The organism is Sorangium sp. So ce394, assembly GCF_051474665.1.
In the GTDB taxonomy this organism is placed as follows: domain Bacteria; phylum Myxococcota_A; class Polyangia; order Polyangiales; family Polyangiaceae; genus Sorangium; species Sorangium cellulosum_D.
Map to the genome: position 1 here is coordinate 4,503,280 of NZ_CP150339.1, position 12,542 is coordinate 4,515,821.

The 12,542-nt window shown below is 74.2% G+C and carries 7 protein-coding genes and 1 pseudogene; 5 read left to right on the top strand and 3 right to left on the bottom strand.

Annotated elements, in window-relative coordinates; translation table 11 throughout:
* Positions 1 to 81: 81 nt before the first annotated feature.
* The 4 genes from WMF33_RS16690 (at position 82) to WMF33_RS16705 (ending at position 7,356) form a co-directional block, all read left to right on the top strand.
* Positions 82 to 1,194 (top strand): hypothetical protein, encoded by a 1,113-nt coding sequence (locus WMF33_RS16690; protein ID WP_437338060.1) that lies wholly within the window; start codon positions 82 to 84, stop codon positions 1,192 to 1,194.
* Positions 1,191 to 3,269 (top strand): S8/S53 family peptidase, encoded by a 2,079-nt coding sequence (locus tag WMF33_RS16695; RefSeq protein ID WP_437338061.1) that lies wholly within the window; start codon positions 1,191 to 1,193, stop codon positions 3,267 to 3,269. Before WMF33_RS16690 ends, WMF33_RS16695 begins: the two co-directional genes overlap by 4 nt.
* Before the next feature lie 299 nt (positions 3,270 to 3,568).
* Complete coding sequence (locus tag WMF33_RS16700) at positions 3,569 to 5,812, top strand: ATP-binding protein (protein WP_437338062.1); 2,244 nt, start codon at positions 3,569 to 3,571, stop codon at positions 5,810 to 5,812.
* Positions 5,809 to 7,356: a sigma-54-dependent transcriptional regulator gene (locus WMF33_RS16705; RefSeq protein ID WP_437338063.1), complete on the top strand. Its 1,548-nt coding sequence runs from the start codon at positions 5,809 to 5,811 to the stop codon at positions 7,354 to 7,356. Before WMF33_RS16700 ends, WMF33_RS16705 begins: the two co-directional genes overlap by 4 nt.
* A gap of 50 nt (positions 7,357 to 7,406) precedes the next feature.
* Here WMF33_RS16705 and WMF33_RS16710 read toward each other — a convergent pair whose 3' ends face one another.
* From WMF33_RS16710 to WMF33_RS16720, 3 genes are all read right to left on the bottom strand, one after another.
* Positions 7,407 to 8,708 (bottom strand): UDP-glucose dehydrogenase family protein, encoded by a 1,302-nt coding sequence (locus tag WMF33_RS16710; protein WP_437338064.1) that lies wholly within the window; start codon positions 8,706 to 8,708, stop codon positions 7,407 to 7,409.
* A gap of 224 nt (positions 8,709 to 8,932) precedes the next feature.
* On the bottom strand, positions 8,933 to 10,630 hold the full coding sequence (locus WMF33_RS16715; protein ID WP_437338065.1) for a L,D-transpeptidase: 1,698 nt from the start codon (positions 10,628 to 10,630) through the stop codon (positions 8,933 to 8,935).
* A 79-nt stretch (positions 10,631 to 10,709) separates the two neighbouring features.
* Positions 10,710 to 12,062: a hypothetical protein gene (locus tag WMF33_RS16720; RefSeq protein ID WP_437338066.1), complete on the bottom strand. Its 1,353-nt coding sequence runs from the start codon at positions 12,060 to 12,062 to the stop codon at positions 10,710 to 10,712.
* 75 nt (positions 12,063 to 12,137) lie between these two features.
* Between WMF33_RS16720 and WMF33_RS16725 the strand changes: the two are divergent.
* Positions 12,138 to 12,251, top strand: a pseudogene (locus tag WMF33_RS16725) (GNAT family N-acetyltransferase); the annotation flags it as partial.
* Positions 12,252 to 12,542: the final 291 nt, after the last annotated feature.

The window sequence follows — 12,542 nt, forward strand, 5'->3', positions numbered from 1 at the left end:
CCGGCGCCCGGCGCCCGCGCCGCGCCTCGGCCGCGAGCGCCGGGCCGCGCGCGTCGCGCCCGGCCGCGGAGGTGTCCGCCCATGGATGAAGCGCTCTGGGTGGACGAGCTCTACACGGCGTTCTGGCGGACCCTCCCGGGGATGCTCCACGCCGAGGCGCAGGGGCTGGCCTACACGCTCGGCCTGGCCCCGTCGCGCGACGTGCCCTGGAGCGCCGTGTTCCGCAACGAGATCACCCTGGCCGCGCCCGCGCTGCTCGCCGAGGCCATGCCAGGGGTCCGCGGGGCCACCGTGCAGGACGCCCTGCTCGCGCACCTCCTCGCCGTCATCGAGGCGTTCGGCACGGACCGCATCCAGGACGCGCAGGTCCGGCCGACCTGGCAGCTCGAGGCCATCCTGGCCCACGCGCGGCGGGCGCGCGACGAGGCGCTGCGCCGCGTCGCGCCCGACGTCGACGACCCGGCCATCGACTTCGCCCGCGCGGACGAGGCGACGCTGCTCGCCATCGAGGCCGAGCGCAGCGTCCTCGCGAGCGGCGAGCCCGCCGGCTTCAGCCGCTACTACGCGCTCTCCCTCGGCAAGCAGAGCGTCGGCTTCCCGGCGTCGATCGCCCTGGCGCACGCCGCGGGCTGGACCGCCGCGCAGCGCGAGGTGCTCGCGCGGCTGCTCTCGTCGGTGTGGCTCGGCTTGCAGCTCCACGACGACGTCATGGACTGGCAGGACGACTACCAGCGAGGCGGCGCCTGGGCCGTCGTCCTGGCCTCGGAGCTCCGATCGCGGGCGGAGGGGGAGCCCGACACCACGTCCGGGGGCGCGCGCGATCAGGACCGCGCGTCCGGGTCGTACCACCGCGGCGCGATCGCGTACGGGCCGCTCGGCACGCCGCCCTGGGGCATCGCCGCGACGCCGAGGGCGAAGAGCGAGCCGCCGGCCTCCAGCGCGGCCTCGTCGCTCGTCCCCGTGCGCCGCATGGTCCTCGAGTCGGGCGTGCTCGCGGCGATGCTCGACGGCGAGCGCCGGTGCTTCGGCGCCGCGCGCCGGCGCGCGGCCGCCCTCGGCGCCCGCCGCGTCGCCGCCTGGGCGGCGGCGAGGGAGGCGCACGCGCAGGAGCTCGCGCGCTGCGAGGCCGAGAGCCCGGGCTTCGCCAACCGCGCCCACGCGCTCAACGCCTGGGCCAAGGCCGTGCTGGCATGAGCCGGGGCCGCGACGCGGCCTCGCGGGGGGGAGCGGGCGCTCCGGAGGAGGGGCCCGCGCGCGCTCGCCCGGCGCGCGGCCGCCCGAGCGCGCCGCCCCCCGCGTCGACCGCCTCCCCCAGGGCGCGCCCGGCGCGCCCGCCGTGGGACTTCGGCTACGCCCCGGTGCCCACCGCCGCGGGCGACGACGACGGCTGCCCCCTCGACATCGTCGTGGCCCTGCGCTGCGCCGCGGCCCCCGGCGACGTCGTCGCGGCGCTCTCGGCGCGCTGGTCCGCGGTCGAGGTCGAGCGGGTCATCGAGCGGCCGCCCATCTTCTGGCTCCGCGTCCGGTCGCCCGACGGCGGGCGGCGCGCCGAGGTCGCCGCCGCGCTCTCGGCCGCGGCGCTCCCGGTGCGCTACGTCGCGTCGGCCCGGCGCCCGAGCGCCGCCGTGGCGCCGCGCTTCGACGCGGCCGCGGGCGCCGCGGCGCGCCCCGACGGGTGGACCGTCCGCGGCGCGTCGTTCGAGGAGGATCCCGTCACGCCCGGCCGCTGGTTCCTGCGCGACGAGGAGGGCGGGATCGGGGTCGACCGCCGCCGCTGCGGGAGCGGCGCGGGGATGCGGCTCGGGGTCATCGACGACGACGCCTGGGCGGCCGACGAGCTCGGCCTCGACCGCGAGGTGCTCGTCATGCTCGAGCACCCGCCGCGCAGCCAGGCGCACGGCTCGTTCATGGTCGCCTGGGCCGTCGGCTCCCGCCGCCCCGGCGGCTTCCGCGGCGTCGCGCCGGACGCGTCGCCGCGGCTCTACCTGATCCCGAAGCCCGGCTCGTGCGTCCTGGCCCTCCCGGTCGCGATCATCCAGGCCGTCAGCGACGGCGCCGACGTCGTGGTCTGCGCCGCGTACGTCGAGGGCTCGACGACGCCCATGCTGGACGATGCGCTGGAGTTCGCCGCCCGCCTCGGGCGCCGCGGCCGGGGCTGCCCGGTCGTGTTCCCGACGGGCCGCGAGGCCTCGAGCCCCCCCGCGTCGCTGCACGCGAGCTTCTCGCTCGGGTTCGGCGAGCCCGCGAGCGACCCGCGGGTGTTCTGCGTCGGCCCGGGCGCCCGCGGCGAGGGGTGGTTCCTCTGGCGGGACCGCCGGGGGCGCAGCCGCCCCTTCGCCAACCGCGGCCCGGCGGTGCGATGGCTCGCGCCCGGCGACGATCTCACCTGCCCGCTGCCGCCGGCGTCCGGCGCGGCGCCCGAATCCGGCGCGGCGCCCGCCTCCGGCGCGTCCGGCGCGGCGCCCGAATCCGGCGCGGCGCCCGCCTCCGGCGCATCCGGCGCGGCGCCCGAATCCGGCGCCGCGCCGCTGGCCGAGCGGCTCTGCCACGCCGAGTCGAGCGGGGCCTCGGCCCTGGCCGCGGGCGTCCTGCTCCTCGTCCTGTCGCGCAACCCCGCGCTGCGCCTGCCCGAGCTCGACGCCCTGGTCCTGCGCACGCTCGCGCCGGTGCCCCCCGCGGCGCCCGCGTCGGCCGAGCCGATCGCCGACCCCTGGGACCTCTTCCCCGACGGGCGCGATCGCGACGGCCACAACGCCAAGCACGGCTACGGCCGCATCGACGCCGGCCGGGCCTGCCTCGCCGCCGGCGACCCCGTCGCGCTCGCGCTGGTGCTCATCGGCGAGGACCGCGCCGCGCGCGCCTGGCACGACGCCCGCGCCGCGGGCCCGCTCGCCCGCGGCCTGTACTCGCGCCGCCTCGCGCGCTGGGCCGTCCGGGCGCTGCTCGCCGACCCGAGCCTCTGCCACGGCGTCTGCGCGCTCGCGCGCCACGCCCGCCTCACCGCGGGCGACGACGCGCGCCGGCGCGCCCACGGCGCGGGCATCGTGCTGCGGCAGCTCTCGGTCCTCGTCCGCGGCCTCGCCGCGAGCCGCCAGGCGCCGTCGGCGCCGCCGCGCGTGCGCGGCGAGGTCGCGGCCCTGCTCGACGACCTCGAGCGCTCGGCGACCGACGCCGCCGCGGTCCAGGCCGTCGAGTCGCGCTTCGGCGAGCTGGCCGACGCCGTGTTCGCGGACGCCGCCGAGCGCCGCGCGCGCCAGGGCGCGGCCTGAGCGCGCTCCCTCACCGGCGGCGCGGCGTGATCCCCCTCTCACCCACGCATGAAAACGTAATGAAAATCGCGTAACAGCGCCGCCGGGCCCGCCGGGGCGCGGGCGATCGCGGCGCGGCGTGCCGTCCGGCGCGTGAGCCCCGTTGGTTCACCCGGGGTTCCAGCGTATCGTGGGTGGCTCGTGGCGCAATTTACGCGCCGTCGAGTCTCCCGATGCCAGCTATCGAGAATCGGCGTTGGCTCCTTGCGGCGGTCGTCTTCGCGACGCTCGTACTGGGCGGCTCCGGGATCAGGAGCGCCGTGAGCTGGTACGAGCGCCCGTTCCCGGGCGTCCTCGTCGACCCGGACGGCGTGGTCTCGAGCCTCGGCCTGCCGTCCTGGGAGGGCTTCCAGAAGGGCCTCCGGTTCCCCGATCGCGTCGTCGAGGTCAACGGCTGGCGCCTCGAGAGCACGGAGGGGCGCTACCGCGCCAGCACCTGGGACGCCGCGATCGAGCAGGCGGCGCGCGAGGGGCAGCGCTCGGTGCACGCCCGCGTCGAGACGGCCGAGGGGGTGCGCGACGTCGAGCTCTCCCTCGTCCCGTTCGATCCGCTCGCGTGGTGGTTCTACGCCGGCGGGCTGATGGTCGTCGCCTCGCTCTACGTGGGCGCCGCGCTGATCGCCCTCAGCGCGAGCCCGCGCGGCAAGCTCGCGCGCGCGTTCGCGACGGCCGCGCTGTTCACCGCGCTCTTCCAGTTCTCGATCTTCGACTACCACAGCTCGCGCGACCTCGTCCCGTTCTTCCACGTCGCGTACGCGCTCGTCCCGATGAGCTTCTTCACCCTGGCGCTGCGGCTGCCGGACGACGTCGCGCTCATCGCGCGCTACCCCGCCTTCGCGCGGATCGCGCATGGGCTCGGCGGCCTGCTCGCCGCCGGCATGCTCGCCTCGCACGCCATGGGCTGGACCACCGTCGGGATCCGGGGCGTCTGCGCGACCCTGGTCGTCGCCTCGTTCCTCTTCTTCGCGATCACGCTGATCCTCCGCTTCGCCGCCGCGGAGGGGGACCGCCGTCGCACGCTGCGCGCGCTGCTCCTCGCCATGGCGCCGCCGCACGTCGTGATCGCGGTCGGGTTCCTCCTGGCCATGCTCGGCGTCGCGGAGTCGGCGCTCGCGTGGTTCTCGATCCCGGCGCTCGCCCTCACGCCCGTCTCCAGCGTCGTCGCGTTCATCCGCTACGACCTCTGGGGCAGCCGCGCGCTCCTGTCGCGCCCGCTCACGCGGATCATCATCGCCGGCATGATGGTCGCGCTCACGGTGATCGTCTGCTCCGCCTGCGCGGGGTACGCCGGCCTCCCGCTGCTCGGCGCGATCAAGGTCGCCGCGCCCGCCGCGATCGTCAGCGCCGCGCTGGTCGTGTTCGCGCTCGGCGCCGGCGACCGGAAGCTCTTCCCGGCGCGCGCCGAGTACAAGCCCACCGTCGAGCAGCTCAGCGAGGAGCTGACCCTCGTCGCCGATCCCGACGAGGTCGCGGACGCGGTCGAGCGCACGGTGGCGCGCTGGCTGTCCTGCGAGCGCGTCACCTTCCGCCGCATCGAGGTCGACGCCGCCGACGCCCCCGGCGAGCAGGTGCCGCGCGCCGCCGAGGCGAGCGGCGAGCGGCTCATCGGGATCGATCCGCCGCCGGCGAGCGCGAGCGAGCTCTCGCTCACGCTCATGTTCCGCGGCCGGCTGCTCGGCGTCCTCGAGGTCGGCAAGAAGCGCGGCGGCGCCCTGTTCACGAGCGAGGACCTCGACCTGCTCCGCACCATCGGCAACCAGGCCGCGCTCGCCCTCGCGCACGCGCACAGCTACGCCGAGCTGGAGCGGCGGCGGCGCGAGCAGGCCGCCGCCTGGCGGGACGAGCGCGCGGCGCTCATCGAGACGCTCGCGGCCGAGATCACCCACGAGGTTCGCTACCCGATCAACTTCTTCCGCTCGGTGTTCAAGCGCGGCTCGAGCAACCAGAGCCTGGACGCCGAGGAGGTCGAGATCGGCTGCGAGGAGGTCGAGCGCCTCGAGCGGCTCGTGATGGGCCTGCGCCGGGTGACGCACAGGAAGCTCGAGCGCCGCCGCCTCGCGGTCGAGGAGCTCGTGAGCCGGGCGGAGATGCTCCTGCGCGATCAGCTCGGCAAGCGTCGGATCGAGGCGCGCGTGAGCGCGACGCCGCGGCTCAGCTGCGACCCGGACCAGGCCACGCAGGTGCTCGTCAACCTCCTCTCGAACGGCCTCGACGCCGCCGGCGACAAGGGGACCGTCGGGGTCACCTGGGAGCCCGCGGAGGGCGGCGCAGAGCTCGTCGTGTGGGACACCGGGCCGGGCTTCGGCGGGGACGCCTCGCGCATCTTCGCGCCCTGGTACACGACGAAGCCGCGCGGGACCGGGCTCGGGCTCGCCATCACGCACCGCATCGTCCGCGCCCACGGGTGGTCCATCGACCCGGAGCGGCGCGACGGCAGGACGCTGTTCGTGATCGCGATCCCGGCCGCCGACGTCACCATGACCGCAGAGGACGAGGTCGCGTGAAGATCCTGGTCGTCGACGATCAGCGGAGCGGCCGCCGCACGCTCCGGCAGATCCTGGCCGCGCTCGACGAGGTCGAGGTGCTGGAGGCGGTCGGCCTCGACGACGCGATGGCGGCGGTGGAGCGGAGCGCGCCGGACCTCCTGCTCCTCGACGTGCGCCTCTCGGACGATCCGCGCGACCGCGGCGGCCTGGAGATCCTGCGGCGGGTGCGCGCCTCGGGGCGGAGCACGCCGGCGGTGATGGTCACCTCGGTCAGCGAGCTGTCCGAGATCCGGGAGGCCATGCGGCTCGGCGCGCAGGACTACGTGCTGAAGGACGAGCTCTGCCCGGAGATGCTCCTGCCGATCATCGAGGGGCAGCGCGAGCGGCTGCTCCTCAAGGGCGAGGTGGTGCGGCTGCGCGAGCGGGTCGACCGCACGTTCGGGACGAAGGCGCTGCTCGGCTCGTCCGCGGCGATGGAGCGCGTGCGGCGGATCGTCGAGCGGGTCGCCGAGTCGAGCAAGACCGTGCTCATCCGCGGCGAGACGGGCAGCGGCAAGGAGATGGTCGCCCGCGCGCTGCACGAGATGAGCTCGCGCCGCGGCGAGCCGTTCGTGGCCGTCAACTGCTCGGCGCTGCCGGGGACGCTCATCGAGTCGCTCATCTTCGGGCACGAGCGCGGCGCCTTCACGGGCGCCGAGAAGCGCATCCGCGGCCAGCTCGAGCTCGCGGGCGCGGGCACGATCCTGCTCGACGAGATCGCCGAGATGCCCGGCGAGCTCCAGGCGAAGCTCCTGCGCGTGCTCGAGGATCGCCGCTTCCGCCCGCTCGGCGCCGAGTCGGAGATCCCGCTGCGCGCCCGCGTCCTCGCGGCGACCCACGTCGACCTGGAGAAGCGCATCAGCGAGGGGCGCTTCCGCGAGGATCTCTTCTACCGGCTCAACGTGGTCACGGTGCACGTCCCGTCGCTCGCCGAGCGCGACGCGGATCTCATCGAGCTCTTGCTCGCCTTCAGCGCGGAGCTCCCGCGCAAGCTCCGCTACACCGACGAGGCGATCGCGTGGCTCGTCCGGCGGCCCTGGCCCGGCAACGTGCGGGAGCTCCGGAACGTCGTCGAGCGGCTCGGGCTGCTCGCGGACGACGATCTCATCGACGTCCCGACGCTCGAGGAGCTCGCGCGCGAGCGGCCGATCGTGGACGCCACGGCGGAGATCGACCGGCTGGCGCGCGCGCTGCTCGCCCTGCCCGAGCGGCTCGGATCGAAGCTCCGCGTGATCGAGCGCGCGGTGCTGCACCACGCGATCGAGAGCTGCGGCGGCAACAAGGCGGCCGCGGCGCGGCTCATCGGCGTCGATCGGAAGATGCTCGAGCGGCGGTGGGACCGGCACACCGGCGAGGAGCCGCCGAGCAGCCGGCGGGTCACGCCCGTGAACGCGCCGCGGTACCTCGGCGAAGAGCCGCCGAGCAGCCGGCGGCTCTCGCCCGCGAACGCGCCGCGGTACCTCGGCGAAGAGCCGCCGAGCAGCCGGCGGCTCTCGCTGCCGTCGGACCCCGGCGACGGCTGAGCCGCGCCCGGGCGGCGCGGGCGACGGCCGAGCCGCGCCCGGGCGGCGCGCTACTTCCTGCCGATGCCGGTGTAGACGAAGCCCATGCCGCGGAGCTCGTCGGGCTCCCAGACGTTGCGCCCGTCGAAGAGCGTCGGGGAGCTCAGGATGCGCTTCAGCCGGTGGAAGTCGGGGCGCCGGTACTCGTGCCACTCGGTGACGACGACCAGCGCGTCCGCGCCCTCGGCCGCGCCGTACATGCCGTCGCTGAGGAGGATGCGGTTCCCGTAGATGGCGCGCACGTTCGGCATGGCCTGCGGATCGTGCGCCTGGACCGTCGCGCCCGCCTCGAGCAGCTGGTCGATCAGCGTGAGCGCGGGCGCCTCGCGGATGTCGTCGGTCTGCGGCTTGAACGCGAGCCCCCAGACCGCGATCGTCTTGCCCTTGAGCGCGCCGTCGAAGTGGGCGCTCACCTTGCTCCCGAGCAGCCGCTTCTGCCGGGCGTTGATCCGCTCCGTCGCCCGCACGATCTCCAGGTCGTGCCCCACCGTGCTCGCCGTGTAGAGGATGGCCGAGAGATCCTTGGGGAAGCACGACCCGCCGAACCCCGGGCCCGCGAAGAGGAACTTCGTGCCGATGCGCGGGTCGGCCCCGACGCCCTTGCGCACGAGCTCGATGTCCGCGCCGAGCTTCTCCGCGAGCACCGCCAGGTCGTTCATGAACGAGATGCGCGACGCGAGCAGGGCGTTGGCGGCGTACTTGGTGAGCTCGGCCGAGCGGGCGTCCATGAGCTGGATGCGGTCGCTCGCCCGCACGAACGGGTTGTAGAGGTGGCGCAGGATCTCGCGCGCCTTCGGGTCGTCCGAGCCGATGATCACGCGGTCGGGCTTCATGAAGTCGTTCACCGCGTCGCCCTCCTTGAGGAACTCCGGGTTCGACGCGACGGCGAACGGCTGGGTGGTGAGCCCGCCGATGATCTGCTTGAGCCGATCCGCGGTCCCGACCGGGACCGTGCTCTTCGTGGCGATCACCTTGAAGTTATTCAGGTTCTTGCCGATCGTCTCGCCGACGGCCTCGACGGCGGAGAGGTCGGCGGAGCCGTCGTCGGCCTGCGGCGTGCCGACGGCGATGAAGACGATCTCCGCGTCGCGGATGGCGCCGGCGACGTCGGTGGAGAACCGGAGCCTGCCGTCCCGCGTGTTCTTGGCGATGAGCACGTCGAGGCCGGGCTCGAAGATCGGCATCTCTCCGCGCTTCAGCATCTCGATCTTGGCGGCGGACACGTCGACGCACGCGACGTCGTTCCCGAAGTCCGCGAAACCCGCGCCGGCCACGAGGCCGACGTACCCTGTTCCCACGACCGCAAGCTGCATGCGCGGGACGCTACCACGACTCTCGGGCTGTTCGAGCCGGGAGGAGCGCGAAGTGTGATCCCCGATCGATCTGTCCCGCTACGTCAAGCGCGCGCGCCCGCGCCGGGGCCGGGCGCGGGCCTCGCCGGCCGCGCGCCTCGCGCGCCGCCGTCGGGGCGGGCCTGCCCTCGGGCGCGCGCGGGGCCGGGCGCTCGACAGCAGGCCCGCCCCGAGGGGCGCGTGGCTCAGGGGTGCACGAACACCACCGTTCCGGTCAGCGAGCGCGCCGCGCCGTGCCATCCCGGCGGGACGGCCGGCTCGGTCCAGAAGAAGAGGCGGCGGGCGTCCTCCGGCGACAGGTTGATGCAGCCGTGGCTCTTGGGCCGGCCGAACTTGTCGTGCCAGTAGGCGCCGTGGAGCGCATACCCCTCCTCGAAGTACTGCACGTAGGGGACGTCGCGCAGCTCGAACTCCTCGCCGACGGCGTCCGAGTCCATCGTGATGGAGATGTACTTCGTGTGGATGCGGAAGATCCCGCGCTTCGTCGCGGTGCTGGACTCGTGGTCCTCGAGCCCCGCCTCGCCGCTCGAGATCAGGGTGGCGTAGACCGGCTTCGTGCCCTCGTAGGCGACGAGCACCTGCTTCGTGATGTTGACGTCGAGCCACTTCTCGCCGTTCTTGCCCCAGGCCGGCATCTTCTTGGCGGGGTCGATGCGGCCGGCGTGGCGATCGTCGACCCAGTCGCCGTCCTTCGTCTCGTAGTGCAGCTTGCCGCCGAAGAACTGCTGCTTGCCGGTGAGGGGCACCGCGGCGCGCCACTCGAGCTCCCCGGCGTCGACGAGCTTCTTGCCCTCCACGCGCCACCGCTTGCCGCCGGCGCGGCGCACGAGCGCGAACGGGAAGTCGATGTCCTTGCCGATCTCGACGCCGTGGAAGTCGGACCCGCGGATGGGGCGGAACCGATCGGCGGGGACGACGCGCAGGTCGGTGGTGACGTTGTAGCGCCGGCCCTCGTGGAGGAACGACTCGATGAAGGCCATGCCGTTGCGCCGCGAGACCTCGTCGATCTTCACGGCGTCGTCGGATTTGATGAGGCCGGAGAGGTTGGGGGCCCTCCGGCCGTCGCGCAAGAACCACGGGATCTCGCGATCGGTGATGCGCTGCGCGAGGGCGTCGAGCGCGGGCGGGGCCGGCTCGTTGCTCCATTTGAGCCACACGTCGAGGCCGTAGGTGGCGCCGCTCTCCTCGTCTTTCGCCCAGCGATCGAGGTGCTTCTTGAGGCTCGGCTCGTGGCGCTCGAGGTCGTCCTGCGTCGGGATGCGCGCGTACGCGGGGCCGCCGCGGGTGACGGTGCCGTACATGTACGGGAGCTTGTGGGTGACGTCGGGGCGGCGGGCGGCGGCGCGGACGATCTCGTGGTTCAGGTCGAGCGTCGCGTCGGGGCCGAGGCACACGTAGCCGAACGGCTTGATCTTGCGGAAGCCGCCGGGGCAGCCGTCGGTGCCTGCGGGCTCGGGATCCATCTCGACGATCGCGCCGGCGCGGAGGAAGCCGACGCGCTTGGCGCCGGTGCTGGGCCGGGCGTAGACGCGGGTGAGCATCGCGATGCTCGCGAGCCGCGGGCTGCCCTCCGCGGGCGGCGGGGGCGGGGTGGCGACGCCGCTCAGCGAGACGATGGGCGGGCCCTGGGGCTGGCCGGGCGGGGGCTCATCCTCGGCCGGGGCAGGGGAGGCGGAGGGGGCGCCGGAAGCGGCGGAGGCGGGGCCCTGCGCGGCGGCCTCCTTGGCGGCGGCGCCGCCCTGGGCCTCGGCCGGCGAGTCGGGGGTGCTCCCGGACTGGGACTGTCCGCAGCCCGAGAGGAGCGCGGCGAGGGCGAGAGACGCGAGCGCAGGGCGGCGCGCCGCGCGCGGTGCTGCGGGGCGCGTTCGGGGCGGCGTGTCCATGGCGGGGCGACCGTAGTGCACAGGAGGGGGAGGAGGGCCAGTTTTCGGCGCTCGATCCGACAGAGAGCGATGCGCTCGCTCATCCGGAGCAGCGGCCGCTCCGTGGGTGGAGGACCACCGTGAAGGGATACCGCTCCTCTCCTCGGGTGTCGGGGTCGTAAGGGCCCCTGGGCAAGACGGTCACGACGAGCGTTCGCTGCCCGTCCGCCGCGAGCTCCAGGGGCGCGGGGCCGGACGAGAGGTCGAGGAGCTCGCCGTCGGAGTCGGGCGTGAGCCCGGGCACGGCCTGGACGACGAAGCGGCGCCTCGCGTCGTCGGGCGCTTCGAGGGATACGCAGACCGGCCGCGCGGCGTCCGCGCCCGCCGACAGCTCGATGTAGCTGGTGCCGAGCATCATCGGCGCGTCCTCGCGGATGTCGATCCTGCCTGGCGCGGCCTCGACCTGGGCCGCCAGCGTCAGCCTGGCCTCCTCGAGGTTCTCGAGGCCCCCCGCGAAGTGACGGAAGTGCCGGTCGTCGACGTGATCGCCGGTATACCAGCGCCAGCGCGCGAGCTCGGGGACGATGTCGACATAGCTGGTGTCCGCCACCTCGCGCAGCATCGCGTCGAGCGCGTCGACGAAGTCGGGCTCGTTGCGATCCAGCGCGCCCTCGGCGCCTCTAGGGTTGCGCGCGTCGAGCCACATGCGGGAGACGAACGTCGGATCGCCGTCGAAGAACCGGTCCTTGAGGTACAGGAGGACCATGGACGAGCCATACATGGCCCACGTCTCATAACCGTCGTCGTGGTCGATCGCCCGGTCCGGGTGCCTTTGAAAATCGGCGAGGCCCTCGTCCGCATAGCGATCCATGTAGATCTGGTCGAGGAAGCTGGCCGACATCTCGAAGAGGACGGGGCTCTCGTTCCAGTCGTCGGAGGCCTGCGACGCGTGCGCCATCTCGTGCACGACGGTCTCCTCCAGATCGGCGCCGCCATAAGGCCCCCACGGATCGACGATCATGAAAGGGTGCCAGTCGTTCCAGGAGGTCGACGGCTCATCGCCGAGGACGTCGACCAGGCAGCTGCGGTGGCCTCTCCACACGAGAACGTCGAACGCGTCGTCGGGCCCGCACTCTCCTGCATCCGTCAGCGGCGGGCGCATGCCGATCCGATTCACGTGGTAGTCCCACCCCTTCTCCACGAAGGCGAGGACCTGACGGGCTGTGTCGCGCTCCTCTTCCCGGGAGTAGTGGACGAGCACGGGGAGCGTCGCGGAGCGGATAGAGAAAGGAAACAGCTCCTCGAAGTCGGCTCGCCCACAGGCGCTCTCCCCTTCGGACAACGGATGCGTGTACTCGGGAAATGGGGCTCGGGTCGTATCGTCGGCCTCTTCGCCGCAGGCGGCGGCGAGGACGAGGGGAGAGCAGGCCAGCCACGCCAGGGGCTTCATCATGCTCGCCCTCTAACCGAGCCTTCGGGGAGCCCGCAAGGAGTGGATTGGAGCTCAGCGCTCGTGTCGCGCGCGGCCGCCGTGGCGCGCGAGCGCGGCATGCGCTGGCTGCACGTGGATTTCGAACTGCACCTCGCCGGCTTCTGCCGGGGCGCGGGCTTCGCTCCGACCGAGGCTGGGCTGATGAAGCTCGGGGATGACGGCCAACCCGAGGCGCTCTTCCGCGGGCGGCCTTCAGAGGCCGTCCGGCAGCGTCTCGAACGGGGCGCGCCCCCCTCGCGAGGGGGCGTGGCCAGGTCGCGACGTGGCGGAGCGGGCTTCGAAGCGTCTCCTGCGAGGTCTGGATCGACCCAGACCCCCTCGCGAGGGGGTGCAGGTAGGTCGCGATGTGGCGAAACGGGCTTCGGAGGCCGTCCGGTTCGGTTTCGGATCGACCCGACCCCCCTCGGAGGGGTCGCGGGCAGGTCGGGACGTGGCGGAGCG